This window comes from Microvirga antarctica (assembly GCF_017921815.1).
GTDB lineage: Bacteria > Pseudomonadota > Alphaproteobacteria > Rhizobiales > Beijerinckiaceae > Microvirga > Microvirga antarctica.
This window is the reverse complement of sequence record NZ_JAGEMM010000001.1, coordinates 1,116,604-1,142,462: the sequence shown is the minus strand read 5'-3', so window position 1 is coordinate 1,142,462 and position 25,859 is coordinate 1,116,604. Positions and strand designations below refer to the sequence as shown.

General features: G+C 64.2%; 33 protein-coding genes and 1 pseudogene. 23 read left to right on the top strand and 11 right to left on the bottom strand.

Going from position 1 to position 25,859, the window contains the following annotated elements:
* Positions 1 to 63 precede the first annotated feature (63 nt).
* From uvrC to J4G32_RS05460, 10 genes are all read left to right on the top strand, one after another.
* Positions 64 to 2,103 (top strand): excinuclease ABC subunit UvrC, encoded by a 2,040-nt coding sequence (uvrC, locus tag J4G32_RS05505; protein ID WP_210485102.1) that lies wholly within the window; start codon positions 64 to 66, stop codon positions 2,101 to 2,103.
* Between the two features lie 125 nt (positions 2,104 to 2,228).
* Complete coding sequence (gene pgsA / locus J4G32_RS05500) at positions 2,229 to 2,825, top strand: CDP-diacylglycerol--glycerol-3-phosphate 3-phosphatidyltransferase (protein WP_210485101.1); 597 nt, start codon at positions 2,229 to 2,231, stop codon at positions 2,823 to 2,825.
* Positions 2,826 to 2,831: 6 nt separating this feature from the next.
* Positions 2,832 to 3,083: a molybdopterin converting factor subunit 1 gene (gene moaD, locus J4G32_RS05495; protein ID WP_210485100.1), complete on the top strand. Its 252-nt coding sequence runs from the start codon at positions 2,832 to 2,834 to the stop codon at positions 3,081 to 3,083.
* A gap of 5 nt (positions 3,084 to 3,088) precedes the next feature.
* Complete coding sequence (locus tag J4G32_RS05490; protein WP_210485099.1) at positions 3,089 to 3,553, top strand: molybdenum cofactor biosynthesis protein MoaE; 465 nt, start codon at positions 3,089 to 3,091, stop codon at positions 3,551 to 3,553.
* A 55-nt stretch (positions 3,554 to 3,608) separates the two neighbouring features.
* Complete coding sequence (locus J4G32_RS05485) at positions 3,609 to 3,872, top strand: hypothetical protein (protein ID WP_210485098.1); 264 nt, start codon at positions 3,609 to 3,611, stop codon at positions 3,870 to 3,872.
* Positions 3,873 to 4,440: 568 nt separating this feature from the next.
* Positions 4,441 to 5,430 carry an extensin-like domain-containing protein gene (locus tag J4G32_RS05480; protein WP_210485097.1) on the top strand — a complete coding sequence of 330 codons (990 nt, stop codon included), beginning with the start codon at positions 4,441 to 4,443 and terminating at the stop codon, positions 5,428 to 5,430.
* Positions 5,431 to 5,519: 89 nt separating this feature from the next.
* A complete protein-coding gene (locus J4G32_RS05475) occupies positions 5,520 to 5,951 on the top strand; it encodes a hypothetical protein (protein WP_210485096.1) in 432 nt (143 codons plus the stop codon).
* Complete coding sequence (locus J4G32_RS05470) at positions 5,948 to 6,616, top strand: ribonuclease T2 family protein (RefSeq protein WP_246504771.1); 669 nt, start codon at positions 5,948 to 5,950, stop codon at positions 6,614 to 6,616. Before J4G32_RS05475 ends, J4G32_RS05470 begins: the two co-directional genes overlap by 4 nt.
* Positions 6,613 to 7,461, top strand: coding sequence for a 23S rRNA (adenine(2030)-N(6))-methyltransferase RlmJ (locus J4G32_RS05465; RefSeq protein ID WP_210485094.1), 849 nt, complete (start codon positions 6,613 to 6,615; stop codon positions 7,459 to 7,461). The genes J4G32_RS05470 and J4G32_RS05465 overlap by 4 nt, the downstream gene beginning before the upstream one ends.
* Before the next feature lie 73 nt (positions 7,462 to 7,534).
* Positions 7,535 to 8,140, top strand: a complete 606-nt coding sequence (locus J4G32_RS05460; RefSeq protein WP_210485093.1) for a glutathione S-transferase family protein — start codon at positions 7,535 to 7,537, stop codon at positions 8,138 to 8,140.
* Positions 8,141 to 8,210: 70 nt separating this feature from the next.
* Here the strand turns inward: J4G32_RS05460 and J4G32_RS05455 are convergent, their stop codons facing one another.
* From J4G32_RS05455 to lgt, 4 genes are all read right to left on the bottom strand, one after another.
* On the bottom strand, positions 8,211 to 8,936 hold the full coding sequence (locus J4G32_RS05455; protein ID WP_210485092.1) for an outer membrane protein: 726 nt from the start codon (positions 8,934 to 8,936) through the stop codon (positions 8,211 to 8,213).
* Positions 8,937 to 9,231: 295 nt separating this feature from the next.
* Positions 9,232 to 10,008, bottom strand: a complete 777-nt coding sequence (gene pgeF / locus J4G32_RS05450; protein ID WP_210485091.1) for a peptidoglycan editing factor PgeF — start codon at positions 10,006 to 10,008, stop codon at positions 9,232 to 9,234.
* 6 nt (positions 10,009 to 10,014) lie between these two features.
* On the bottom strand, positions 10,015 to 11,097 hold the full coding sequence (locus J4G32_RS05445) for a class I SAM-dependent methyltransferase (RefSeq protein WP_343232589.1): 1,083 nt from the start codon (positions 11,095 to 11,097) through the stop codon (positions 10,015 to 10,017).
* On the bottom strand, positions 11,094 to 11,948 hold the full coding sequence (gene lgt, locus J4G32_RS05440) for a prolipoprotein diacylglyceryl transferase (RefSeq protein WP_210485090.1): 855 nt from the start codon (positions 11,946 to 11,948) through the stop codon (positions 11,094 to 11,096). Before lgt ends, J4G32_RS05445 begins: the two co-directional genes overlap by 4 nt.
* 155 nt (positions 11,949 to 12,103) lie before the next feature.
* Between lgt and J4G32_RS05435 the strand changes: the two genes are divergently transcribed.
* The 5 genes from J4G32_RS05435 (at position 12,104) to J4G32_RS05415 (ending at position 15,222) form a co-directional block, all read left to right on the top strand.
* Entirely contained in the window at positions 12,104 to 12,382 is a 279-nt protein-coding gene (locus J4G32_RS05435; RefSeq protein ID WP_210485089.1) for an accessory factor UbiK family protein, read from the top strand.
* A 237-nt stretch (positions 12,383 to 12,619) separates the two neighbouring features.
* Positions 12,620 to 13,120, top strand: coding sequence for a type III secretion system chaperone family protein (locus tag J4G32_RS05430; RefSeq protein WP_210485088.1), 501 nt, complete (start codon positions 12,620 to 12,622; stop codon positions 13,118 to 13,120).
* A 100-nt stretch (positions 13,121 to 13,220) separates the two neighbouring features.
* Entirely contained in the window at positions 13,221 to 14,048 is an 828-nt protein-coding gene (gene proC / locus J4G32_RS05425; RefSeq protein ID WP_210485087.1) for a pyrroline-5-carboxylate reductase, read from the top strand.
* Positions 14,049 to 14,143: 95 nt separating this feature from the next.
* Positions 14,144 to 14,839 (top strand): TetR/AcrR family transcriptional regulator, encoded by a 696-nt coding sequence (locus J4G32_RS05420; protein ID WP_210485086.1) that lies wholly within the window; start codon positions 14,144 to 14,146, stop codon positions 14,837 to 14,839.
* A gap of 23 nt (positions 14,840 to 14,862) precedes the next feature.
* Positions 14,863 to 15,222, top strand: coding sequence for a tRNA-binding protein (locus J4G32_RS05415; protein WP_210485085.1), 360 nt, complete (start codon positions 14,863 to 14,865; stop codon positions 15,220 to 15,222).
* 10 nt (positions 15,223 to 15,232) lie between these two features.
* Here the strand turns inward: J4G32_RS05415 and J4G32_RS05410 are convergent, their stop codons facing one another.
* The 3 genes from J4G32_RS05410 to J4G32_RS05400 are packed head-to-tail and all read right to left on the bottom strand — an operon-like array spanning position 15,233 to position 17,852.
* Positions 15,233 to 16,591, bottom strand: coding sequence for an ATP-binding protein (locus tag J4G32_RS05410; RefSeq protein WP_210485084.1), 1,359 nt, complete (start codon positions 16,589 to 16,591; stop codon positions 15,233 to 15,235).
* Complete coding sequence (locus tag J4G32_RS05405) at positions 16,588 to 17,307, bottom strand: response regulator (RefSeq protein ID WP_210485083.1); 720 nt, start codon at positions 17,305 to 17,307, stop codon at positions 16,588 to 16,590. The genes J4G32_RS05410 and J4G32_RS05405 overlap by 4 nt, the downstream gene beginning before the upstream one ends.
* Before the next feature lie 14 nt (positions 17,308 to 17,321).
* The gene (locus J4G32_RS05400; RefSeq protein ID WP_425515495.1) at positions 17,322 to 17,852 is read right to left on the bottom strand and encodes a MarR family winged helix-turn-helix transcriptional regulator; all 531 of its coding nucleotides are present in this window, start codon (positions 17,850 to 17,852) and stop codon (positions 17,322 to 17,324) included.
* Between the two features lie 183 nt (positions 17,853 to 18,035).
* On the opposite strand from J4G32_RS05400, the gene J4G32_RS05395 reads away from it, so the two are divergent.
* From J4G32_RS05395 to J4G32_RS05385, 3 genes are all read left to right on the top strand, one after another.
* A complete protein-coding gene (locus J4G32_RS05395) occupies positions 18,036 to 18,923 on the top strand; it encodes a branched-chain amino acid aminotransferase (protein ID WP_210485082.1) in 888 nt (295 codons plus the stop codon).
* Positions 18,924 to 19,221: 298 nt separating this feature from the next.
* A complete protein-coding gene (locus J4G32_RS05390; protein WP_425515502.1) occupies positions 19,222 to 19,527 on the top strand; it encodes a DUF3072 domain-containing protein in 306 nt (101 codons plus the stop codon).
* A gap of 79 nt (positions 19,528 to 19,606) precedes the next feature.
* Positions 19,607 to 20,638 (top strand): Tim44 domain-containing protein, encoded by a 1,032-nt coding sequence (locus J4G32_RS05385; protein WP_210485080.1) that lies wholly within the window; start codon positions 19,607 to 19,609, stop codon positions 20,636 to 20,638.
* Between the two features lie 79 nt (positions 20,639 to 20,717).
* Here the strand turns inward: J4G32_RS05385 and J4G32_RS05380 are convergent, their stop codons facing one another.
* A complete protein-coding gene (locus tag J4G32_RS05380) occupies positions 20,718 to 21,296 on the bottom strand; it encodes a type 1 glutamine amidotransferase domain-containing protein (protein ID WP_210485079.1) in 579 nt (192 codons plus the stop codon).
* Positions 21,297 to 21,439: 143 nt separating this feature from the next.
* Between J4G32_RS05380 and J4G32_RS05375 the strand changes: the two genes are divergently transcribed.
* Positions 21,440 to 21,661 carry a hypothetical protein gene (locus J4G32_RS05375; protein ID WP_210485078.1) on the top strand — a complete coding sequence of 74 codons (222 nt, stop codon included), beginning with the start codon at positions 21,440 to 21,442 and terminating at the stop codon, positions 21,659 to 21,661.
* A 12-nt stretch (positions 21,662 to 21,673) separates the two neighbouring features.
* On the opposite strand, the pseudogene J4G32_RS21670 reads toward J4G32_RS05375, so the two are convergent.
* Both J4G32_RS21670 and J4G32_RS05370 read right to left on the bottom strand, forming a co-directional pair.
* Positions 21,674 to 21,943 (bottom strand): annotated as a pseudogene (locus J4G32_RS21670) (metallophosphoesterase family protein); the annotation flags it as partial.
* A gap of 178 nt (positions 21,944 to 22,121) precedes the next feature.
* A complete protein-coding gene (locus tag J4G32_RS05370) occupies positions 22,122 to 22,496 on the bottom strand; it encodes a hypothetical protein (RefSeq protein WP_210485077.1) in 375 nt (124 codons plus the stop codon).
* A 404-nt stretch (positions 22,497 to 22,900) separates the two neighbouring features.
* Here J4G32_RS05370 and J4G32_RS05365 point away from each other — a divergent pair, with 404 nt between their 5' ends.
* Positions 22,901 to 23,110 (top strand): cold-shock protein, encoded by a 210-nt coding sequence (locus J4G32_RS05365; RefSeq protein WP_150945146.1) that lies wholly within the window; start codon positions 22,901 to 22,903, stop codon positions 23,108 to 23,110.
* 101 nt (positions 23,111 to 23,211) lie between these two features.
* Positions 23,212 to 23,490, top strand: coding sequence for a translation initiation factor IF-1 (gene infA, locus J4G32_RS05360; protein WP_210485076.1), 279 nt, complete (start codon positions 23,212 to 23,214; stop codon positions 23,488 to 23,490).
* A gap of 221 nt (positions 23,491 to 23,711) precedes the next feature.
* Here the strand turns inward: infA and J4G32_RS05355 are convergent, their stop codons facing one another.
* Entirely contained in the window at positions 23,712 to 23,912 is a 201-nt protein-coding gene (locus tag J4G32_RS05355; protein ID WP_210485075.1) for a NepR family anti-sigma factor, read from the bottom strand.
* 319 nt (positions 23,913 to 24,231) lie between these two features.
* Between J4G32_RS05355 and J4G32_RS05350 the strand changes: the two genes are divergently transcribed.
* Together J4G32_RS05350 and J4G32_RS05345 are read left to right on the top strand one after the other, a co-directional pair.
* Positions 24,232 to 24,390 (top strand): DUF3309 family protein, encoded by a 159-nt coding sequence (locus J4G32_RS05350; protein WP_210485074.1) that lies wholly within the window; start codon positions 24,232 to 24,234, stop codon positions 24,388 to 24,390.
* Positions 24,391 to 24,528: 138 nt separating this feature from the next.
* Positions 24,529 to 25,842: a sensor histidine kinase gene (locus tag J4G32_RS05345; protein WP_210485073.1), complete on the top strand. Its 1,314-nt coding sequence runs from the start codon at positions 24,529 to 24,531 to the stop codon at positions 25,840 to 25,842.
* Positions 25,843 to 25,859 lie beyond the last annotated feature (17 nt).

Sequence of the window (25,859 nt, the reverse complement as noted above, 5' to 3'; positions counted from 1 at the left end):
CGCGGAGCCGCTAGTTGGCGCGGGGGTCTTCCCCAGGGATTCCCGAACGCTTAAATCTCCCCCATGAGTCGCAAGCCCACCAACGATGTTCCGCCCGAGATCTTGAACCAGGACGATGACGAGGAGGTCGTCTCCCTCGAGAGCAGCTCGGACGTCGAGTTCGATCTGGCGGCCCATCCTGGCTCGGTGAAACGCGGCACCGAAATCATCCAGCATTTCTGGAAAACGCTGCCGAACGCGCCCGGCGTCTATCGCATGTTCGATGGCAAGGGCGACGTGCTCTATGTGGGCAAGGCCCGCAACCTGAAGGCGCGGGTCGGCTCCTATACCCGGGGGCAGGGCCATTCCAACCGTATCGCCCGGATGATCGCCGAGACCTCCGCCATGGAGTTCGTCACCACGGCGACCGAAACCGAGGCGCTGCTGCTCGAGGCCAACCTGATCAAGCAGCTGCGGCCGCGCTACAATGTGCTGCTGCGGGACGACAAGTCCCTACCCTATATCCTGCTCACCGGCGATCACGAGGCGCCCCAGCTCGTCAAGCATCGCGGCGCGCGCAAGCGCAAGGGCGATTACTATGGCCCCTTCGCCAGCGTCTGGGCGGTCAACCGCACCATCAACGCCTTGCAGCGCGCCTTCCTGCTGCGCTCCTGCAACGACAGTTATTATGACAACCGCACCCGGCCGTGCCTGCTTTTCCAGATCAAGCGGTGTTCCGGCCCGTGCACGCAGGAAATTCCGCTTGAGGACTACGCCCAGCTCGCCGAGCAGGCGCGGGGATTTCTCAGCGGCAAGTCCAACGCCGTAAAGGCCCGCATTACCGAGGAGATGCAGGAGGCCTCGGAGGCGCTCGAATTCGAACGCGCGGCCCGCTGCCGCGACCGTCTGGCCGCCCTGTCGGCGATTCAGGGCGTGCAGGGGGTCAACACGCAATCGGTGGAAGAGGCGGATGTGTTCGCCATCGACGAGCAGGCCGGACAGTTCTGCGTCGAGGTGTTCTTCTTCCGCAACTGGCAGAACTGGGGCAACCGCGCCTATTTCCCCAAGGCCGACAAGTCCATCAGCCGTGAGGAGGTGCTGACCTCGTTCCTGGCGCAGTTCTACGACGACAAGCCGGCGCCCCGGGTGGTGCTGCTGTCGCACGAGATCGAAGATGCGGAATTGATGGGCGCTGCCCTGTCGACCCGGGCGGCCGCTCGCGTGGAAATTCACACGCCCCAGCGCGGGGAGCGCCGTCAGCTCATCGAATACGTGCTGCGCAATGCCCGGGAGGCGCTCGGCCGCAGGCTCGCCGACACGGCCTCGCAGCAGAAGCTGCTGGTGTCACTGGGCCAGGCCTTCGCTCTGAAGGCGGCACCGAAACGGGTCGAGGTCTACGACAACTCCCACATCATGGGGACGAACGCGGTCGGCGCCATGATCGTGGCCGGGGCCAACGGCTTCATGAAGCAGCATTACCGCACCTTCAACATGAAGTCCGAGGACCTCAAGCCCGGCGACGATTACGGCATGATGCGCGAAATGCTGCATCGCCGGTTTGCCCGGCTGGTCAAGGAGGAGCCGCGGGCCGTCGCTGCCGCGGGGGAGGGGGACGCTCAGTTGCCGGCGATCGAGCGCGACGCAGGCGCGGATGACAGCTTTCCGGCCTGGCCCGATCTCGTGCTGATCGATGGCGGATTGGGCCAGTTGCAGGCGGCCCGTCAGGCGCTCGCGGAAATCGGCGTGACGGAAGACGATGTATCGCTCATCGGCATCGCCAAGGGCCGGGATCGGGACGCCGGTCGGGAAACCTTCTTCAAGCCCGGGCAACCGGCCTTCAAGCTGCCGCCCCGCGATCCGGCGCTCTATTTCGTCCAGCGCCTGCGCGACGAGGCGCATCGTTTCGCCATCGGAGCCCATCGGGCCAAGCGCAAACGGGAACTGGTGAAAAATCCGCTGGACGAGATCGCCGGAATCGGGCCGACGCGCAAACGCGCGCTCCTGCACCATTTCGGCACGGTCAAGGCGATCCAGCGGGCAGGCCTCGAGGATCTCGTGAAAGCGCCGGGCGTGAACGCCGCGACGGCGCGAGCAGTCTACGATTTCTTCAACGAGCGAAGTTGACGGCGCCGCCCACCCATCACGACGGCGTGAGAAGGCCGGTGTTGCGGCGGGGCGGGTCGACAATTGCATCCGGCAGCGCCGCGCGCGGTTGACGGATCAACCCTCGGCATGCTTCCTGCCCATCAATGAAAACCGCATCCCCCATGCGCCGGTCGAAGGCCTTCAACCTTCCCAACCTCCTGACCTATTTCAGGCTGGCAGCCGTGCCCGCCGTCGTGGGCCTCCTGTTCTGGCCGGAGGACCACTGGTCGCGCTGGATGGCGCTCGGGGTTTTCGCGGTCGCCGGCGTGACGGATTATCTCGACGGGTATTTCGCCCGGGTCTACGCGCAGCAATCCGCGCTCGGCCGCATGCTCGATCCCATTGCCGACAAGCTCCTCGTGGCCGCCTGCCTGCTGATGCTCGTCGCCGACAAGACCATCCATGGCTGGGCGCTGTGGGCCGCGATCGTCATCCTGTGCCGTGAAATCCTCGTATCGGGCCTGCGCGAATTTCTCGCCGAGCTGAAAGTGGGCGTTCCGGTGAGCCGGGTCGCCAAGTGGAAGACCACGGCCCAGATCGTGGCGGTGGGTTTTCTCATCGCGGGTCCTGCCGGCGAGACCGTCCTGCCGGGCACCATCATGATCGGCCTCGTGCTGCTCTGGGTCTCGGCCGTTCTGACGATCTATACCGGTTGGGATTACCTCAAGACCGGCATCCAGCACATGATGGATGAAGGGTGAGTCCTCATGCGCCTCGTCTATTTCGCGTGGGTGCGTGAGCGGATCGGCAGGACGGACGAAGAGGTCGACCTGCCTGCCGCTGTTGTCACCATCGCAGATCTCGTGAGCTGGCTGCGGGAACGGGGCGAGGAATACGCCTACGCGTTCGAAAACGACGGGATTGTCCGGGCGGCCATGGACCATGTTCACGTCGGCCCCGACACCCCGGTGGGGAACGCCCGGGAGATCGCCTTTTTCCCGCCCATGACCGGGGGCTAGTCCCCATGCGGCCGACCATTCGCATTCAGGCCGAGCCGTTCGACAGCGCGCGTGAAACAGACGCGCTGGTTGCCGGCAGGCCCGATATCGGGGCTGTGGTCGCCTTCACGGGCTTCTGCCGGGACGAGGGCGGGCGCCTTTCGGCCCTTGAGCTTGAACATTACTCCGGCATGGCCGAGGCGGAACTGGCCCGGATCGTGGAAACAGCGGCTGCCCGCTGGCCCCTTTCGGGCGCGACAATCATCCACCGGTTCGGCCTGATCCGCCCGGGCGAGCCCATCGTGCTGGTCCTGACCGCCTCGTGCCATCGCCGGGAGGCCTTCGAGGCGGCTGATTTTCTCATGGACTACCTCAAGACCCGGGCGCCGTTCTGGAAGCGCGAGCATCTCGTCGACGGCACGCTGGGTCCCTGGGTCGAGGCCGCCGCAAAGGACGAGGACGCGGCAGGGCGCTGGCCGATTGGCCCTTGACTGCCTCCCGCAAGAGGCGGACCATCGGGCCCTGAACAGCCGACGGAGATGCGTCATGCGCAGCGTCGTTGTTGGTCTCGTCCTGTGTGTCTCGGCGCCCGCTGGCGTCCTCGCCGGCCCGGATCTGCTGCCTGTCCAGAAGGTCCAGGCTGCCCGATCGCCGCACGCCGATTGCTCTTGCCGCGCGCAAGGGCGAATGTTCGCCTATGGAGAGCGGGTCTGCCTGCGCACTCCTGACGGCCCCCGCATGGCCCAATGCGCCATGTCCACCAACGTCACGAATTGGGCGCTGACGGCCGAGCCCTGCCCGGATTCATGAAAAAACGCTGCCGGAGGGTCCGGCAGCGCTGGTGTCGTGATTGAAAAGCGTCTGGCGGCCGCCGTGCAAGGCGGCCGGACGGTCAGAATATTCCGATGACAATGGCGCAGATAAAAGCCAGCGACACGCAGACGGCTGCGATATTCAGCTTCGACGTTCGGTCCAAATGAGAGGCAACGTTCATGGGGCACCCCTGTCTGAATGGAGAGGCACGCTAGCAAACCTCCGTTCGCCTGCAAAGCCCCTCTGTCGTAGTCAACCGGTCAACGCGCAGGGGATAGTTTGGTTTCCAAGGGGTTAATTCGTTGTTTTGACGAGGAAATATATCCAGTGTTCTTGCATGAAAAAAGTTTTCGGCCGGCGAGGTCTTAAGCGAAAACATAGTTAAGACATGGGCGGGCCAAGTGTATTCATGGATTGGCCGGTCAATTGGGGCCGAGAGAAAGAAGAGAGCGCGTTTTTTCCAAGTTGGTCCATAGATTCAGATTCGTCCACAAGCCTCGGGACCCCTCCAATTTTGGCTGTTTCGTTGACCGGATGTTTACCGCCGGCCGCCTAGTGTCTCGGGATGCGTCGTGGGTTTGTTGCGTTTTTTGCCCTATCGCTCGTCGGAGTTGGGCTTACAGGCTGCGGGTTGTTCCGGTTCGAACAGCGCGAGCCTTGGCGCGCCCAGGCCGAGGAAGCCTGTCTCGCCCAGCGGCTCGTCCAGCCCTCGGCCTACATGGCCCTGTCGTCAAAAATCGACGGCCCCGGCGTCTGCGGCATGGATCATCCCTTCAAGGTTGCGGCCTTCAACAATGGGGCGGTCGGGTTGAAGTCGAAGGTGACTTTGGCCTGTCCGATCATTCCCCGCATCGACACCTTCCTCGACGAGATCGTGAAACCCGCCGCGATGCTGTATTTCGGCGTGACCGTCGTGGACGTGAAGGCCGGCTCCTATTCGTGCCGGCCGCGCAACAACCAGCGGGGCGCCAAGGTCTCCGAGCATGCGTTCGGCAACGCCATCGACATCATGGCGTTCGTGCTTGCCGATGGCCGCGAGGTCTCGGTGGTCAGGGGCTGGAAGGGGGAGCCGGCCGAGCAGGAATTCCTGCGCGAGACCTTTGTCGGCGCTTGCCGGTATTTCACCACGGTTCTCGGCCCGGGTTCCGATCAGTTTCACTACGATCATCTCCACCTCGATCTCGCCCGCCACAACCCGCGCGGCGACCGGCGGGTGTGCCGGCCCGTGCTGAAATTCGAGCCGCGAATCGATCCCACGCAGAGCCGCCTTGCGGCACCGCTCGCCCCGACGGCGGATCTCGCGCCAATCGACGTCGACGAGGAGGGGGCTGGCGAAGCGCCGTTGCAGACGGCGATCCCGACGGGCCGGGGCATGACGGGCGGCGGCCAGCAGCCTTCCTTCTCGGCCGATCTCAACCCGCTGCCCGCACCACCCGCCCGCCTGCCGGACGCCCGGTCGCCACCTCCGCTTCCTGCCCAGACCTATGCGCCAGCGCCACAGGTGAGGCGTTCCGGCAACGAGCCCTTGGCTTTGAGCAATCAGACCATCTACTAATCCCGGGAGGGCTGTGCTGGACCCTTGACCTTCACGCACGACGCCCACATGGTTCCGCAATCGAAGATGTCGATCGTTGGAGCATGACAATGAAGTGGCTGGCCGCCTTGGTCTCCTGCACGTTGCTGGGCGCGCCTGTACTGGCGAGCGAGATCACGCCTGCGGAACGGCGGGATCATCCCTTCAACGCCGCCATTCCGGCTTGCAACGATCCCTCTGTCCTCGGCGATATCAGCAGCCGTTTCCAGAGTCGGGAAAGCCAGTTCTGGGGCTCGTCCCTGGCGATTCTCGGGTACGAAAACATTCGCGAGACGGCCTGGCGCCCCTGGGGCCTCGAGCAGTTGCCGCGCCGCTTCTGCACCGGCATCGCCCTCGTGTCCGACGGCTACAAGCGCAAGGTCGAGTTCTCGGTCCGTGACGGACTGGGCTTCCTCGGCACCGGGTGGGGCACCGAATGGTGCGTCACCGGCCTTGACCGGAACTACGCCTACGCCCCGCAATGCAAGCAGGCGACCCCTTGAGGCTGTCGAGGCTCGTCGTCGCGGCGGGCCTTCTGCTTTCAGCTCTCGTTCCGGCCTTCGGCCAGGCGATGCGGGAGACCCGGGGCGCAGCGGCTGGGAATTTCGATTTTTACGTGCTCGCCCTGTCGTGGTCGCCCGGTTTCTGTGAGACCAGCAGCACGGCCAAGGAAAACCCGCAATGCGCCCCCGGCAATGGGCTGGGCTTCGTCACCCACGGGTTGTGGCCCCAATCGGAAGCCGGTTATCCCAGTTTCTGCGAGCCCTCCGGCCGATTCGTCCCACGCGCGGTGATCGAGCAGTTCAGCGGCCTGTTCCCTGACGAGAATCTCGCCCGGTACGAGTGGCGCAAGCATGGCTCCTGCACGGGCGAGTCGCCCAGCGGCTATTTTGCGGCCGTCAAAGCCGCCCGCGAACGGGTGACCATTCCCGATCGCCTGACCAAGCTCGCCACCGGCTCGCGCGTCATGCCGATGGAGATCGAACGGGCCTTTGCGGAAGCCAATCCGGGGCTGCGGCCCGACATGATGTCTGTTTCTTGCGGCCGCCGCGTGTTTCAGGAAATCCGGATCTGCCTCGATCGCGACCTGCGCAATTTCCGGCAATGCCCGGAGGTCGACCGCGACACCTGTCGTGCCAATGAAATCTCGATTCCGGTCTCCCGATGAATTATCGCCACGCCTACCACGCGGGCAATTTTGCCGACGTGATGAAGCACGCGCTGCTGACCCGGATCATCCTATACCTTCAGCGCAAGGACACGCCGATTCGGGTGATCGATACCCATGCGGGTCTCGGCCTCTACGACCTGTCGGGCGACGCGCCCGGCCGGACCGGCGAGTGGAAGGCCGGGATCGGCCGACTCGACGAGGCCTTTTCGCCCGAGGTCGAGGAATTGCTGGCGCCCTACCGCACGGTCGTCGGCGATGTCCGGACCCGCTACGGCCAGACCATCTATCCGGGTTCGCCGGCCATTCTGCGCGAAATGCTGCGCCGTCAGGATCGCGGCGTCGTCGTGGAACTCCACCCCACCGATCACAAGGCGCTAAGTCTCGCCTTCAACCAGGCGACCAACCTCAAGGTGCTCCATCTCGATGGCTGGACGGCGCTGCGGTCGCTCATCCCGCCGCGTGAGAAGCGGGGGCTCGTGCTGATCGATCCGCCTTACGAGGAACTGGACGAACTGGAGCGAGTCGGAACCCAGCTTCTCGATGCTCTCGAGAAATGGCCGACCGGGGTCTATGCGGCCTGGTATCCGATCAAATCCAGCGATCCGGTCGATGACCTTTACGCCCGCCTTCACCGTGATAGCCCACGCCCGGGACTCCGGCTCGAGATGCTGATCGACGATCCCCGCGACAAGACCCGGCTCAACGGTTGCGGCCTCGTCGTCCTCAACCCGCCCTTCGGGTTGCAGGCTGAAGCCGAGATCCTGCTGCCCGCGCTCGCGGCAAGGCTCGCGCACGGCCTATATGCGGGCTATCGCTGTGAACCCTTCGGGCCGCCCGCCTGAATTCGGTTGCGGCATCGCGCTCCCGCCTGCATGAAAGACGGCACTCTTCCGCTTTTGCAGGACATCGTTTCGCATGCTGACGCTCCGCTCCTCCGCTGCCTCGCCGTTCGGCCGCAAAATCAAGATCGCGGCCTCGCTTCTCGACCTTCTCGACCGCATCGAGATGGTGGAGGCCGATACCGGCAATCCCGCCGACAGCCTCCGCCAGCAGAATCCGCTCGGCAAAATCCCGACGCTGATCCTGGAAAACGGCGAGACACTCTACGATTCCCGCGTGATCGTGGAATATCTCGATCATCTCGCGGGCGGGGGCCATATCTTCCCGTCGGGATGGGACCGTTTTGCGGCCCTGCGCCAGCAGGCGCTCGCCGACGGCATCATGGACGCCACACTGATCCAGGTCTACGAGGCGCGCTGGCGCGCCGAAGACCGGCGCGACCCGAAATGGCTGGAGCATCATGCGGGCAAGGTCCAGCGCGGTCTCGCCTACGTGGAGGCCAACCTGTCGACGCCGACCGCCACCATCCATGTGGGGCATATCGCTCAGGCCTGCGCGCTGGGCTATCTCGACCTGCGCATGGGTGGCAACTGGCGTCAGGACCATCCCCGCCTAGTGGCCTGGCTCTCGGATTTCGAAGCACGGGTGCCCGAATTCGGCAAGACGATCTTTAAATCCTGACATCTGACTTCAGGCGACAACAAAAAAAGGCCCGGTGTTTCCACCGGGCCTTTTCGTTGATCGCGAGATCTTAGTACGAGCTGAACTTGTAGTTCAGGCCGGCGCGGATGACGCCGAACTCGTTGTCCTTCTTGCTGTAGTCGTAGACGGCGATCGGAGCGACACCGGCGTAGCCGTAATCGTTCTTGCTGCCGAGGTTGACGTACAGACCTTCGATCTTGGCGGTCAGGTTGTTGGTGAAGGCGTATTCCACGCCGCCGCCGAGAACCCAGCCGGTGTTCGTGCTGCTGTTGCTCGAGTAGCCGAAGTTCGAAGCGGTGGTGCCAACGTCGCCGTAAGCGAAACCGCCGGTCACGTAGATGAGAGCGCGGTCAATGGCAAAACCAGCGCGTGCGCGCACGGTGCCGAAGTAGCCATCGCTGCCGCCGTTGCCGCCGTAGATGCCGTTGAAGGCGTAGTTGTTGTTGCCGCCGCCGATGTCAGCGTACTGGATGTCCGTCTCGAGACCGAGGACGAACTGACCCATCTGGTAGTTGTAGCCGACCTGACCGCCGCCGACGAAGCCGCCGTCGTTGCTGTTGCTGCCATAATAGCCAACGCCATTGTAGAAAGCGTTGTTATTGTTGCTCGTGTTCCAGCCGTAACCAGCGTTCACACCGACGTAGAAGCCCGTCCAGGTGAACACCGGGATTGCGGCGACCATCGGAGGAGGAGCATAACGCGAGGGCAGGTCCGCTGCAGCGGCAGCACCGGCAAAGCCAAAGATCGCGACACTGGCGAGAAGAAGTTTCTTCATAATTCTATTCCTATTCCATCATCCGGGCCTGGGAACTCCCACTGCCTGGCTCACACTGGTCCTATATAAACGGATAGGGTCTCCACGTCTGTGACATCTCCACAACAGCCAGCGAACGTTCTGTGGCGAAATTGTGGTAACGAGACTTCCGCTTCCCTTATGGCACCGCCACGCAACTCAACGCGTACGGCTCAGGTTGGTTCACCAGCAAGCCAAGAAAAGTGTTCTTTTCTAGGCAGCGCGATTTGATGCAACATGATAACTTGTATTTTGCGGCCCTTGCATCTTCCGTGTGCTAGAGCACCTGGGGGATGAGGGTGATGGCGGAGATCAGGCGTCCATAGTCGGGCTCGCCCCGGTGGGTCGTGCGCCGATAGCTGAAGAACTGCTCTTCGTCCGCGTAGGTGCAAAGCCCGAGATTGGCGAATTCCCCAATGCCGGCGGTCGCCAGTCGCATCCCGATGAAGCCGGGCAGGTCGAACATCGCGTGGTCCTTGCGCTCGGACGCGATGAAGTATGCCGCGTGGGCCTCGTCCACGTCGAGAAAGCGGCTCACAAAATCCGGCCCGACCTCGTAGGCCGCCTGGCTGATCGTCGGGCCCAGCACGGCCACGATCTTGTCGCGTCTCGCCCCCAGGCTCTCCATGGCCACGATGGTGGCCTCCAGCACGCCGGTCAGCGCACCCCGCCAGCCCGCATGGGCGGCACCGATCACGTTGACGTGGGGATCGGCGAACAGGACCGGGCCGCAATCGGCGGTGGTGATGGCGAGGGCGACGCCGGTCGCGGATGTCGCCATTCCGTCCGCCTTCGGCCGCTCCCCCTCCCACGGCCCCGACACGATGACCGCGTCGGCCGAGTGAACCTGATGCACGCTCAGCAAGGCTCCCGGCTCGATGTCGAGATCGGCAGCCATGCGGCGTCGGTTCTCGCGCACATGCGCGGGGTCGTCGGATGAACCCAGACCCCCGTTGAGAGACGCATAGATGCCCTCTGAAACGCCGCCGATGCGGGTGAAAAATCCATGTTTGAGATCCGGGTAGGAGGCGAGTTCTGGCGCTTCGATGAACATCGGGTCTTACCTCTGAGGCGGGTGCGGGCGGGCGTGAAGGCCGGGAACAGCGTCAAGGCCAGGATGGGTGAGGGCCAGCACTTTGAACAGGGCGCCCATGCCGCGCTCCCCTGTATCTGTCAACCGTGCGACAGCCTCCTCGATTGCCTTGGCCTGCTCGCTGCTTGCGGCCGCTTTGAGCCGGGCGGCACGGGTCGCGATGCCGAGGGCGTGGAGAAAATTCGCCTGGGTATCGAGGCCGTGCAGGCGGGCCCCGGCAGCAAGGCCCGCAGCAGCAATCTGCGCGAAATCCACATGGGTCGTCAGGTCTGCCTCGCCGGGATCGGAGAGAGGATCGACGGGCTGGTGGTGCCGAAGGGCCTGCAGGGTATCGGCAGTGGCGGGACCCCAATAGCCGTAATCGATGATCAGGGCCGCGCCGCCTTCGCGCGCGAGGCGGCCGGCGATCGTGGCGGTGAGGCAGATGGATGCGTCTTGACGCTCGAGAAACGCCCCCGCTGGGCGGGCTGCACGTTGCTGGTGCTCGGGGGCAGATGCCAGGCCGAAGACAAGACGGTCGCCCGCGAGACCCACGAGGCGTTCGCACCATCCCCTTTCCGTGGCCACGAACTGGCGCACCGGGAGCGCATCGAAAAATTCGTTGGCCACGAGGATCATCGGACCCGCAGGCAGCTCCGCCATGTCGCCATGCCAGGCGATCTCCGGCCCGGACTGCGCAAGCATCCCCTGCTGTCTGGCGCGCAGGGTCGGGCTGGTCTCGACGAGATGGACGCGGAGGGCAGCGAGAAAATCGGGCAGGATGCGGGCCGTGCGCAGCATGTCGGCCATCAGGGTGCCGCGTCCGGGTCCGAGCTCGACGAGATGCAGGCGGGCCGGACGCCCCATGGCGTTCCACACCTCCATGGCCCAGAGGCCGACGAGTTCCCCGAAGATCTGGCTGATCTCCGGTGCGGTCGTAAAATCGCCCGCCACGCCGAGGGGATCGCGGGTAGCGTAATAGTGAGCGAGGCAGAGGGCCATATAGCGCTCGACCGTCATCGGTCCCTCGAGGGCGATGGCCTCGCGCAGGCTATAGCCGAGGCGCGTCACGCGGCTCTGGCGCCCGAGCGCGTCGCGCCGCGCAGGGCAGCGCCGATCACGACCATGCCCAAAAGCGCCATCGGGACGGACAGCAGCATGCCCATGGTGATGCCGCCGCTCAGCGCCTGCACCGACCCGCCGAAGAGAAAGCCCAGCTGCTCGTCCGGCTCGCGGAAGAATTCGCAGACGATCCGAGCGATGGCATAGCCGAGGATGAAGATGCCGCCGAGAAGGCCTGGACGGCGGAACCCAAACAGGCGGACCGCGACGGCCATCACGACAAAGAGCACCAGGCCTTCGCCGACAGCCTCGTAGAGCTGGCTCGGATGGCGGGGCAGGGGGCCCGCATGCGGGAACACGACCCCGAACGGGAAATCGATCGCCACGCGGCCCCAGAGTTCGCCGTTGATGAAATTCGCGATCCGCCCGAAGAACAGGCCGATGGGCGCGACCGTGGAGGCAAGGTCGAGCATCGTCAGCGCATTGAGGCCCCGGCGGCGGGAAAACAGCACGATGGCGAGCGCCGCCCCGATGAGCCCGCCGTGGAACGACATCCCGCCGCGCCAGACGGCGAGAATCTCGAGTGGCTGGGCGAGATAGGTGCCGAGATTGTAGAACAGCACGTAGCCGATCCGTCCGCCCAGCACGACGCCCAGGGCCACCCAGACGATCAGATCGTCGATATCCAAGGGCTTGGGTTGCGGCTGCGGGCGCCACAACGCTGTCCGCGCAGCGAGGCGCTTGGCATAGTACCATCCGCCGAGAAGCCCTGTGACATAGGCCAGCGCATACCACCGGATCGCCAACGGACCGATGGAAAAGGCGATGGGATCGATAATCGGAAAGGTGAGCGAGGGCATTGAGCGGCCTTGATGAACCCTGCCATTGGACCGCAGCCGGTGAGGCCGTCAACCCTGTCGCGTCACGCCGCTGTTGCGGTTTGGCCGGAACAGGGCCACATCGTTCTCAAAGACGTGACGAACCCTTCCCATCCCAGCCGAGCGCGGACATCGCCATGACCCAGTCTTCCAACCGCATTTTCGACGAGATTTCCCGCCTGGCCACCGATGCGGCCGGAGCTGCCCAAGGGGTTCGACGCGAAGTCGAGACCGCCGTGCGCAGCCAGATCGAGCGGCTCATCAAGGACATGGACGTGGCCACCCGCGAAGAGGTGGCGGTTCTGCGCGACATGGTGATTGCGGCGCGCGAGGAAAACGAGACGCTGACGGCCCGTATCGTCAAGCTCGAAGAGCGTCTCGGTCAGCCTGCCGGTGAGTCAAGCGCTGCGCCCTGAGAAGAGCGCCCATGCGGCAGCGGCACCCGACCTGTTGTGGACAGGTCCTGCCAGCGCATTGTGACGCCCTGCGAAATCCATGACTGTCGATCCGTGAGTTGATTCGCTGTGAAGCGTGGTTCGCTGCCGCCATACTCAGGTATTCGTGGTCGGGAATACGGAGCAGGTTTCAATCTAACGTAATGACGTTTCCCAAAAACCTTCGTGGTTTTGGGAAACCGAGCCTCATGGATTGATATGCGTCAGTTGCAAGTTGAGATAGATCGCGTCGAACACCCTCTCGATGTCATGGAGAGGTTGGCGGCGATCCGCGACTGGATTTTCGACCGGACGGCGACCGATGAAATGTCGGTGTCGGTGAGCGGCCGCTGGGCCGAATACCATGTGGCGTTCACCTGGATCGAGGATGTGGAGGCCCTGCACGTGGCCTGCGCGTTCGACCTGCGCGTGCCCGATCGGCGGCGGCCTGAGGTGCTGCAACTCATCTCGCTCATCAATGAGCAATTGTGGGTCGGCCATTTCGATCTCTGGACCACCGAGAACGCGGTTATGTTCCGTCACGCTCTCCTGCTTCCAGGCGGCGCGGACCCGACGGCCGGACAATGCGAGACGATGCTGCGCGTCTCGGTCGAGGCCTGCGAACGACACTTCCAGGCGTTCCAGTTCCTCCTCTGGGCTGGCAGAAGCCCGCAGCAGGCGCTCGACTTCTCCCTGTTCGAAACAGAAGGCGAGGCCTGATCGCCGAGGGGACGTAACGGGAGGGTATCCACCCGCCCACGATCTGCACTAGATTGCGGCCAGTCGTTTTCTGTTGCCAGTTTTCTCTTGCCAGGTTGTCATGTCGCTCCCATCCCAGGACCTTCCCTCCTCTCTCATCCTCGTCGGCGCAGGCAAGATGGGGGGCGCGATGCTCTCTGGCTGGCTCGCCAGCGGCATGAAGGCCTCTGGCGTCTCCATCTTCGACCCTCATCCCTCCGACGACATGCGCCGCCTCTGTTCGGAGCACGGCATCCCGATCAATCCGGCAGCGCCCGGTACGGCCGACGTGGTCGTGCTGGCGACGAAGCCGCAATATCTCGACGCCGCCGCCCCTCAGGTGAACGGCCTCCTCGGGCCGGGCTCGATGCTGATCTCCATTCTCGCGGGCAAGACCATCGGGGATCTGCGCGCCCGACTGCCGGCGGCGACTGCCATCATCCGCGCCATGCCCAATCTGCCGGCGAGCATCGGGCGGGGCGCCACCGGGGCTGCTGCGAGCCCGCAGGTGACGGAGGCGCAGCGCCTGTCCGCGGACGCGCTGTTGCGTTGCGTCGGCGTGGTGGAATGGGTGGCGGACGAAACTCTCATCGATGCGGTCACGGCCGTGTCCGGTTCCGGTCCGGCTTACGTGTTTCACCTCGTTGAATGCCTGGCGGAAGCCGGGGTTGCAGCAGGCCTTCCGGCTGACCTTGCCGCCCGCCTCGCGCGCGCCACGGTGACGGGAGCGGGCGAATTGCTGTTCCAGAGCGACCTCGACCCGGCGGTCCTCCGCCAGAACGTCACCTCCCCGGGGGGCACCACGGCGGCCGCGCTGGCGGTGTTGACGGCAGATCCCGGCAGCCTCAGGGCGCTGATGGGAGAGGCTGTGGCTGCGGCAAAGCGACGTGCGGGCGAACTCTCCGGCTGACGGGCGTTCCCGACCTTGGATCGCAACGCCATATGACCCTGAGAATTGAAAGCGGCGGGCGCCATTCCGCGCGCCGGAACACGAAGGAGACGGGCATGACGGTCGAGACCCCATCGAAACGCGACGCGATCGTGTCGGCCCTCTTGGCGCTGGCAGCCGAGCGCGACTGGCACGCGATCGAGATCACCGACATTGCCGAGCGGGCCGATGTGACGCTGTCGGAGTTTCGCGATCTCTTTCCCTCCAAGGGCGCAATCCTCGGCGCGTTTTCACGCACCATCGATCGGGCCGTGCTGGCCGGAACCAGCGATGACCTCGCAGGCGAGCCGGCGCGCGAACGGGTCTTCGACGTCATGATGCGCCGGATCGATGCGCTCACCCCGCACAAGGCGGCGTTGCTGCGCATCACGCGCGGGCTGCAATGCGATGCCCTGTCGCTTGCGGCTTTGAACAAGGTGGCGGTGAATTCCCAGCGGTTCATGCTCGCTTCCGCCGGCATCCCCACGGAAGGCCATTTGGGCGGGCTGAAGGTGCAGGGCGCCGTACTGGTTTTCGCCCGCACCTTGCAAACCTGGCTTCACGACGATGATCCCGCGCTCGCCAGGACCATGGCCCGGCTCGATCGCGAGCTTCGGCGAGGGGAGGGCATCCTTGAGCAAGCCGAGGATCTTCGCCGTCTGACCGCACCGTTCCGCGCCTTTGGCCGTGCGTTGATGGAGCGTCGCGCGTCCTCGGGATACACCAAGCGCCGGACGGAAGGCGAGACCAACGACCCGGCGGCCGCTATCTGAGTCCGAAGGTTCAAGGGGGCATCATGAAGACGGACGAAAGCCAGACCGCAGCCATCAGCTTTGCGGATTTCATGAAGGTCGATATCCGCGTGGGCCGGATCGTCACGGCCGAGGCCTTTCCGCAGGCGAGGAAACCCGCCTTCAAGCTCACCATCGATTTCGGGCCCGAAATCGGCCTGAAGCGGTCCTCCGCCCAGATCACGACCAACCACACGCTTCAGGACCTGATCGGGTCCCAGGTCCTGGCCGTGGTCAATTTCCCGCCGCGACAGATCGGACCCTTCATGTCGGAGGTTTTGACTCTCGGCGTGCCCGATGCTGATGGGGAAGTCATGCTCATCCGACCCGACCGGGATGTCCCGATCGGCGGGCGGCTGTACTGATCCGAGGGCGTCAGGCAGGCAGGCGAACGGTGGCCCGCAGGCCGCCGGAGGGGCTCTCGCCGAGGGAGATATCGCCCCCATGGGCGCGGGCGATATCGCGCGCAATGGCAAGTCCGAGGCCCGATCCGCCTTCGTCCTGATTGCGCGCCTCGTCGAGGCGCACGAACGGTTTGAAGACCTCCTCGCGCATCTCCGGGGGAATGCCCTGACCATCGTCGTCCACGTGCAGCACAAGCCAGCGGGTCTCGTGGTTGGCCAGGATCGCGATGCGTTCTCCGTGCCGCGCGGCATTGGCCAGGAGGTTGAACAACAAGCGCCGGAACGCGTCGGGCCTGACGGTGATCATCGGGTCGCCGACGATGTCGAGGGAGGTCGCGTGACCCTGCCGCTCCGCGTCGGATTGCAGTTCTTCGAGCAGGGGCCGCAGATCCGTGACGACGGCCTGTTCGCCGAGATCCCCGCGCGCAAAGGCGAGATAGCCCTCGAGCATGCGGGTCATCTCATCCACATCGCGCTTGAGATCCTCCACCTCGGGAGTCTGGGCGATCAGCGCGAGGGACAGCTTGAAGCGGGTCAGGATGGTGCGCAGGTCGTGGCTGACGCCGTTGAGCATGGTGGTGCGCTGTTCGAGGTTGCGCTCGATGCGCCGCTTCATCTCGAGGAAGGCGTGTCCGGCCTGCCGCACTTCCCGCGCGCCGCGGGGTCGGAACTCGATTTCCCGGCCTTTTCCCAGCGCTTCGGCGGCCTCCGACAGGCGCAGGATTGGCCGGATCTGGTTGCGCAGAAACAGGATCGCGATGCCGAGAAGGATCAGCGAGGAGCCGGCCATCCACACGAGGAAGATATGCGAGTTCGACGCATAGGCCTGAGAGCTGCGGGTCACCACCCGCATCACCGTGTTGGCGTTCAGCTTCACGCGGATTTCGATGAAACTCGATCGGCCGATCGTGTCCATCCAGTAGGGCCGATCGACCTGCCGCCGCAGCTCTTCCGAAAGAGTCTCGTCGAGGATGGAAAAGAATGGTTTCGGAGCAGGCGGTGGCAGGTCGGTGTCGTGGAGGATATCCACGTCCAACTGCAGGCGCTCCGAGGCAATCCGTGTCAGGACGGTGGCGTTCTTGTCCTGCGGAAAACTCTCGTAGATGTCGATGAGCGCGGCGATGTCGGACGTGACCGCCGATGACAGGCGCCGCGTCACGAGCTGGTAATGGCGCTCCATGAACACATAGGCGACCACCGATTGCAGGAGCACCACCGGCGCGATGATGATGATGAGCGAGCGCGCGTAAAGGCCTTTCGGCAGGAAGCGGCCGATCCACCGCAGGGCCCTGTCGAAGGGAGAATAGCCGAACGCGGAACCGACTTTCATCGGTCGATAACGAGCCGATATCCGATGCCGCGCACCGTCTGCAACAGCAGGGGATTGGCCGGGTCGATCTCGATCTTGCGGCGCAGCCGGTTGATCTGCACGTCCACCGTCCGCTCATTGGCCGCCGGGCCGCTGCCGGCCAGTTCCTCGCGCGGGACATTGTCGCCCGTGCGCATCCCCAGGATGGTGAGGATCTCTCGCTCGCGCTCGGTGATGCGCACGACCTCGTCGGCGCGGCGCAACTCGCCCCGGTCGAAGCGGAAGGAAAACGGCCCGAAATGGACGATCTCCGGAACCTCGCCGCTGGGCGCGCCGAGGACGGGCTGCGTGCGCTTGAGGATATTACCCAGGCGCAACAGCAATTCGCGCGGCTCGAAGGGTTTGGGCAGATAATCATCCGCGCCGATCTCGAGACCGGTCACCCGGTCGGCGGTCTCGGCCCGGGCGGTCAGCATCAGGATGGGGATCTGGGACGACAGCCGGATGCTGCGCGCATAATCGAACCCGGTCTCGCCCGGCATCATCACGTCGAGGACGAGGGCGTCGAACAGGACGCTTTCGGTTTTCGCACGCGCCTCGGCGGCGCTGGCGGCCGTGGTCACCCGGTAGCCGTTTTCCGTAAGAAACCGCGCCAGCAGGTCACGAAGCCGCCGGTCGTCGTCCACGACGAGGACGTGCGGCGCGTGGTCCGGAATGTCGATGCGAGCGGGTTCCATCGTTCCGACGCTTATCAGGTTTCCCGCCGGCCGAATACGAGCCGCTGCACATGGGCGCGATCGTCGGGGTCGATCAGCCCGAGCAGATAGGCGCTGATCGCCTCCTTGGCTTTCGGGTCGATGCTGGCGAGGGATTGCGTGATGCGCCCCGTCTGGAGGTCCGCAAGCTTGCGAGCGAGGTGGTGCCCCTGCGTCGTTGCGTGAAGGTGGCGCTGGCGCCGGTCGGCGGTCCCGGTGCGGCTTTCGATGAACCCGGTCTCGATGAGCTCCTTGAGGACACGGTTGAGGCTCTGCTTGGTGATGCGCAGGATATCCAGCAACTCCGCGATGGTCAGGCCGGGCTGGCGCGACACGAAATGCAGCACCCGATGGTGCGCCCGGCCGAAATTGTATTCGGAAAGGATGCGATCCGGGTCGCTCACGAAATCCCGGTAGGCAAAGAAAAAGAGCTCGATGAGATCGTAAGCCGGAGCGTCGGCGTGCGCGTCTGCACTGTCGCGGCGCGGATGGGGAACGGGCATTGCGTCGGGCAAAGTGGCGTCCATTTCCAGTCGGTGATGCCGGATCGGCAGTGTCGCTTTTAAGTCAGCCTTATTGACATATCTCAGGACGATTGTTACTCGTCAAGGCAGTTCCGTGAAATGAATGACATTCAAAGAGCACGGCAACGCTTCGGAAATTGCGCGGCCCCCTGACGCCAACACGCCGCATCACCATGGAGACTGACGATGTCCGCGACCCCTTTCGATCAACGCGATGGTTGGATTTGGTACGACGGGCAGTTCGTAGCCTGGAAGGACGCCAAGATCCACGTGCTGTCCCACGGGCTCCACTACGCCTCGAGCGTTTTCGAGGGCGAGCGTGCCTATGGGGGCGCGATCTTCAAATCCACCGAGCACTCCAGGCGGCTCAAGAAATCGGGCGAAATCCTCGATTTCGAGATTCCCTATTCGGTGGCGGAGATCGATGCCGCCAAGCTGGCGGTGCTCCAGAAGAACAACCACACCAACGCCTATCTGCGTCCGGTGGCGTGGCGCGGGTCCGAGATGATGGGCGTCTCCGCCCAGCACAACAAGATCCATCTGGCGATCGCCGCCTGGGAATGGCCGAGCTATTTCGACCCGGCCGAGAAGATGAAGGGGATCCGCCTCGACCTTGCCGATTACCGACGTCCCGATCCGCAGACCGCGCCATCGACCGCCAAGGCCGCCGGCCTTTACATGATCTGCACGATCTCGAAGCACCGGGCCGAGCGCAAGGGTTATGCCGACGCCCTCATGCTCGACTGGCAGGGCCGGGTGGCTGAATGCACCGGGGCGAACGTGTTCTTCATCAGGAAGGGGGTTCTCCACACCCCGGTTGCCGATTGCTTCCTCGATGGCATCACCCGCCAGACGGTCATCGACCTTGCCAAGCGCCGCGGGTTCGAGGTGATCGAACGGCGGATCATGCCGGACGAGCTGGGCAGCTTCGAGGAATGCTTCATCACCGGCACCGCCGCCGAAGTCACGCCGGTTTCCGAGATCGCCACCCACCGCTATGTGCCGGGCGCGATGACCAAGACCCTCATGGACGATTACGAGGCCGAGGTCCTGCCCAAGGCCAAGGCGGCCTGACCTCCAGCGCGTCGGGACACCATCAATCAAGCGGAGGCGCTCAGAAAGGGGCGCCTCTCTTGTTTTCTGCACGCAACGGAACAGTCAGCCACAACGTTGGGGACGGATCATCTCCACCCCGGGCGTCGTGGGCCCCAGAACGGAACAGAAACACGCGATTCGGTGGCCCTGTTTTGCAAAACCTGTGAACTCTGGGGATTTCTCCTCGGTCGGGTCGTTCAACCCGATGTGGAACAACGAGACCTTCCTATCCGTTAAGAGGGGGAACATATTAGGAACACGAGAGGTCGCCATGACAATGTCCCGCCCCAAGTCTCCCACTGCCCGCGCCGATGAGGCAAGCGGTCGCCACGAGGACCCGCCGGAGGTCACCAATCCGAAGCTTGGTCCTGCGGTATCGAACCAGATCAAGGACCCGGAAGAATGGGTCACGGGACACGAACCCATGACCGGGGCGCAGGCGTCCTACCTGAAAACGCTGACTGAGGAAGCCCACGAGCCTGAGCTTTATGATCCCGAGCTCGACAAGGCGGAGGCGTCCAAACGCATCGACCAGTTGCGGGCAGAGACCGGTCGTGATGGGGCTGCTCCCGCGAAGAGTTGAGGCGCAGCATCTTTTCAGGTGGCCATCTCATCCCCACATGGTTCTCAAGACTGTTTGACCATAGGGAAACATGACCACCATGATGACGATTGCCTCTCGCCGCAGCCGTGTGATGATTGCCATGGCGGCTGCGCTGATTTTCGCAGGCAGTGCGGCCGAGGCGCGCGTCGGCGGCCGATCGAGCATGGGTTCGCGCGGGTCGCGGACATGGAGCGCGCCTCCGAGCACCAACACGGCGCCCGGCGCAGCAGCCCCGATCCAGCGCTCGCAGGTTCCCAACCAGGGTCCGGCCATGAACGCTCCGGGCGCCGGTGCTGCCGCTACGGCGGCTGCCCCGCGCCGCTTCGGGTTCGGCACCGGCCTGATGGCCGGCCTGTTCGGCGCCGGATTGCTCGGCATGCTCATGGGCAACGGCTTTCTCGGGGGCCTCGGCGGTCTGGCGTCAATCTTCGGCCTGCTGCTTCAGATCGGGCTTGTTGTCCTCCTCGTCTCGTTCGCCATGAAGTGGTTCCGTCGGCGCCAGGAGCCGGCCTTTGCCGGGCCTGCGCATGCCCGGTCCATGACGGGCGGCTCCGTGCCTCCCACAGGTCCGTCGGGTGCGGGCCTGGGCGGGAATGTCGCGGGCGGCGGCCTTGGTGGAATGCTCGGGGGCGCTCTGGGCGGGCTGAAGCCCGCAGCCACAGCCCGGCCGGGAGTGCGCGATGAGATCGGCATCGGCGAGGGTGATTTCGCGGCGTTCGAGAAATCCCTGGTCGACGTGCAGGCTGCCTATTCCCGTGGCGACGTCGCCCGGATCTGGCAGCTCGCGACCCCCGAAATGGCGGGCTACATCCAGGAAGAGTTGAACGACTTCGCGTCGCGCGGTGAGGTCAATCGGGTCTCGGACGTCAAGCTCCTGCAGGGCGACCTCGCCGAAGCTTGGCGCGAAGGGGAGGCGGAATTCGCCACCGTCGCGATGCGCTACGCGCTGAAGGACGTCACCACCGACAAGGCCACCGGCCGGATCGTCGAGGGTGACCCCACGCAGCTGACGGAGGCCAACGAGATCTGGACGTTCCGCCGCGCGCGGGGAGGGAACTGGGTTCTCTCTGCAATCCAGCAGGTCAACTGATCCGCGACGTCTCCATGAATGTGAAAACGGCCGGTGTGAACCGGCCGTTTTTTTGTGAGGGCCCTGCGTTTAGCGCCGATCAGGCTGCCTGACGGCGACCGGCGTGAACGCCTTCCTCGATCTCCTCGATGATCTTGGCCGAAAACGCATCGAGGTCTCCCGGGTTGCGGCTGGTGATGAGGCCCTTGTCGGTGACGACTGCCTCATCGCGCCACTCGCCGCCGGCGTTGATCATGTCGGTTTTGATCGACGCATAGGACGTGCACTGGCGTCCCTTGATGACGCCTGCCTCGATGAGGAGCCATGGCGCGTGGCAGATGGCGGCGACCGTCTTGCCTGCAGCGTAGAACGCTTTCACGATCTCGATGGCTTTGGGTTCGAGACGCAGCTTGTCGGGATTCATCTGACCGCCCGGCAATATGAGGGCGTCGTATTCGGCTGGATCGACATCCTCGAGATCCTTGTCGACCGACACGGTCTTGCCCCAGTCGTCCTTGTCCCAGCCATAGATCTTGCCGGATTTCATCCGTGATTTCGGGGCGGCGACCTCAACGGTGGCTCCGGCTGCGGTGAGCTTTTCCTGCGGCACCATGAGTTCGGATTGCTCGAATCCATCGGTCGACATGATGAGAATGCGGGCTTGTTTGATGTCTGTCACGAGACGTCTCCAGGTTGGCGTGTATGCCCGAGAAACGGCCCGGCCACGGGGCGGTTCCGCCTGTCAATAAGGCGTTTTCGTGGAACGGTCCGGCAGTTCTCCGGTTGATGGGAAGACAGTCCCCACCATGCGAAGGAAGACCAATGGTCTATCGTGCAACCTCGACGAACGACCCGATCCCCGGCGGCAATATTCCCACCGAAGTGCCGCCGGCTCCCGAGCCCGATGAGCTTCCCGATACCGGGCCAACCGGACCGCGCACGCCCTATCCGGTGAATGATCCCGGCATCACTGATCCGACAGGTCCCGGCTCCGAGCCCGACTATCTTCCGGGCCAGCCCACCCATCCGGGCATTCGTCTCTGACGGGCGGCCCTGGATGTCGAGCAGGGCGTAGGGGCGCTCGCTCGGCTTGTCGAGCTGGCGGGCGACGTTGTAGACCCGCTGCCCGCCGGGCGTGCGGCCCTCATACGTCCCGTGATGCGCATGGCCGTGCACCACCGCCGACACCGTGAACGGCTCAATCGTCTCGGCCGGTCGCGAACAACCGAGAAACGGATAGATTTCCAAAGGCTCGGTTTCGATGGTCTCGACGATGGGCGCGTCGTGAAGAATGACGAGGGGGCGGTCGGCCTTGACGTGACGCATGCGCCTTGGTCGGGCGTGTGATGCCGTATAGGCCGAGAGCGCGTCGGTTCCGGCAAGAAGAACCGGCAATCCGAGCTGGTTGAGTTCGCGCAGATCCACCCTCGCCTCTGGCCAATCTCCGAGCGCCTGCTTCGGCTGCGGGAGGCTGCTCGCTCAGGAGCGTGTCGAGCGGATGGTGTCAGTGGCCGCCGAGGGATATGCGGGCGTCCGGCGGGCTGTTGAGGATCTCGAGCAGGCTGTTGGCGATGTGGCGTGCCTCATCGTCCCGGAGCCTGAGCATGAACGGCGACAGGTGGCCCGCCTGGAGGGCGATCACGGACTGGCCCGTCTCGTCCGTTCCCACGTCGATGGTGGCCGAGGTGACGTCGAGCATCTCCTCGTAGCCGTCATCGCTGTCGTCGGTGCTTTCACCGATGGCGACAAGCAATTGCCCGAGCGCCTTCACGAGAGAGCGGGCGGCGTGGGGATCCATCACCACGGCCGTTGATTGCCCGGCCTTCTCGAAAGAGAGCTGGATGTTGTCGCCGTCGAGCGTGACGGAAATACCTGCCATTATACGTTCCATGCTGTGCGGGCCGGATATGGGGTTGCAGGACCGCGTTGGAAAGGCAAGAGGGACGCATGAAAAAACGCCGCTACTTCCGTTGCGGCATTGGCGAAAATCTAGTCAGAAGAACAGCTGTGCGAAACGCCGTATCGAAGCAGGTTGCTGGCATCGGCGGAAGGTTAGGCGATGCTCGGCAGGTTTCGTCACGCCCGCCATAGGCTAGGAGGCCTCTCCGCCTTGCTTTTTTGGGGACTATACTCTATCGAGAAGCAATCGACATTTGGCCGGACGACTGGGCTACTTCGCTTTGGCACTGCCGGGCGCACGTTCCTTCTCTCTACCAATATCGACGAATGGGTGGTTCGGTATAGGCTTCCACCTACGTGCAGACGACAGTGAAAGGATTTCCCATGGAAACGGGAACCGTGAAGTGGTACAACGAAACCAAGGGCTACGGTTTCATCCAGCCCGATAACGGCGGCAAGGACATCTTCGTCCACGCGACAGCGCTCGAACGCGCTGGGATGCGGGGCCTCCGCGAGGGTCAGAAGATCTCTTACGAGCTTCAGACCGACCAGCGCACCGGCCGCGCCTCTGCAGTCAACTTGCAGAACGCGTAAGGCTTTTTTCGTGCTGGAGGGCGTGACTGATCACGCTCTCTTGCATATCAGCCGTTCCGCTGAGGAGCGGCTTTTTTGTTTTTTGAGACGGAAGGCTTTGCATGGCAAAGGAAGAACTGATCACGTTTGAAGGTCTGGTGACCGAAATTCTGCCCGATGCGCGCTATCGCGTGCAGTTGGATAACGGGCACGAGGTCATCGCCTATACGGCCGGAAAGATGAAGAAGAACCGCATCAAGACCCTGGCGGGCGACCGGGTCACGGTCGAAATGTCTCCTTACGATCTCGAAAAGGGCCGACTGATCTTCCGCCACAAGGATTCCGGCTCGTCCGGCCCTCGGCCGCCGCAGCGTGGCAATCCGCAGTTCCGTCGTCGGTAAGCTGCCGGTCCATTGTATGCTTGGGGTGATCTGTAGCCATCCCGATGCGTCTTCCGCGCATCCCAAGCTCCCGACCTGCGCTCAGCCGCTTCAATCGAGGCCGAAAGTTGTGGGGCGTGCCGCCGAGCTGGCGAGCCGGCGCCCTTAGGCTACGGTTTCTCGCGGGTCATTGCAGATGCCTGAGGGTGTCTTTAGACCCGAACCCGGCCTGCGGCCGGTCGCTACGAGGTCTTTCCTCCCGGCTCGACATTGTCCAGCCGGTTCAGGATTTCGATGAAGCGATCGGGCACCGGCGTTTCGCCGAGCGCCAGGGATTCGTAGAAATGGCGAAGGCGTTGGCCGAGTTGGGCCTGGACCGTACGCGAGAGGGACGGCGCATTCGCCGTTCCGGGGACAGGGTCGGGCGGGAAGACGCCAGGCATCTTTCTCGGATCTGAGCCGTCGTCCGTAGCCATACGCACCATACCCCTCCTGGAAACCGGCCTTGGCCGGCGCTGCACGCGGCGTGCGCTCCTTCAACGAGCGAAGGCAGGATCTCGTTCCCGGTTCGGCCGTCCGCCAGTTGTTCGATGAAGTCGCGCTGCGACAAAATGGAACCCTTTCGCCACGGCTAAGTTTTCCTGCACAGCGCTGGCCCGCTTTGGGCAGCTCACTAACGGGTCGGGCGTGGGGCTGGATCCGGACAACAGGCACCGCGGACGTCGTTTCGGCGGAATTAACAAGGTCAAGGACGCTTCAATCATGGCAATTAGCACCATTCTGCTTATCCTCGTCATTCTCCTTCTGCTGGGCGCCGTGCCGGCCTGGCCGCACAGCCGTGGCTGGGGTTACGGCCCGAGCGGCGTGCTCGGTGTCATCCTGGTCATCCTGCTGATCCTTCTCCTGCTCGGCCGAATCTAGCCATCCGCCTGCGCAGATTGCCTCGATGCCCGGCCTTGTGCCGGGCATTTTTGTAGGCCCCATCTGGATTTCTGCACGGACGGCTAGCGAGAAGTCCCTACGAATGTTATGTCATAACTTTCGTAGGGACATGCCCGCGTGCTCATCCGCTATACGACACTTCTGCCATCTGCTTTCGGGCTCCCGTACTGGACCGCCGCCGCCATGGTGGCGCTGGCGGTTGGGCTGCGTCTCGCGCTTCATCCGCTCTTGGGCGACACGCTTTGCGATATCACCCTTTATCCGGTGGTCCTGGCGGCCGCGGTCCTAGGGGGCAGCCGCGTCGGGCTCTTTGCCCTGCTCCTTGGCGCTGCCGCCATCATCGTGATGCCACCGGAAGGCCAGCCTGTGCTCTCGATGCGCAGCCTGGTCGATCTCTCTCTTTATCTGGGCAGCGCCGGCCTGTCGGTGGCGGTCGCCGCTTCCCTGAGGGCGACCGTCGAGCGACTCGAGGTTGCCCAGGAGAGACTTGTGGCGGCGCTTGAGGCCTCCGGTACCGGAACCTGGCGCTGGGACCTGCGCACCAAGCAGGTAGCCTGGGACCCGGCCCTGGTCCATCTGTTCGGCTTGGAACCCGATGCGGCGCCGCGTTCGGAGGCCGATTTCATGCGCATGATCCATCCTGACGATCGCGCGCATGTGCGGCGGGTGGTCGATGAGGCCTTCGCCAAGGGTGTGGCCGAATACGAATTCCGGGCCATCCGCCCGGACGGGACGATCCGCTGGATGGATGCGCGCAGCCGGATGATCCGCGACGGAAAGGGCGCCTCCACGCCGCTGATGATCGGCGCGTGTCTCGATGTGACCGAACGCAAGCTTGCCCAGGAGCGACAGGCTCTCCTGATCCACGAGCTCAATCACCGGGTCAAGAACACGTTGGCCGTGGTGCAGTCGCTGGCGCTCCAGACCCTGCGCAACAGCCCGACCCTCGCAGCCTTTCGCGAAGCGTTTCAGGCCCGCCTTCTGGCCCTGTCGGCCACCCACAATATCCTGACCCAGGAATTGTGGGAGAGCGCCTCGATGCGTGAAATCCTCTGCGCGGAGCTCAACCCGTTCGGCGGCGTCGACGGGCAGCGGGTCAGTCTCACCGGGGAACCGGTGCGGCTCACGCCGCGCCAGGCGCTGGGCTTCGGCATGGCTTTCCATGAGCTGGCCACCAACGCGGCCAAATACGGTGCGCTCTCCAGCCAAATCGGCAGTGTCGCCATCGACTGGCAGGTGACAAACGAGGATGGATGCCCGCACGTGGTCGTGGACTGGACCGAGCGCGACGGACCCGTCGTGCAGGAGCCCGAACGCAAGGGTTTCGGTTCACGGCTCATCGAGCGCAGCATCTGCGCCGAACTCGACGGTGCGCTGACGATGCGCTTCGACCCGGGCGGGCTGCGCTGCTCGTTCTCGGTCCCGCTCTAAGCAGGACGCGCCCCACG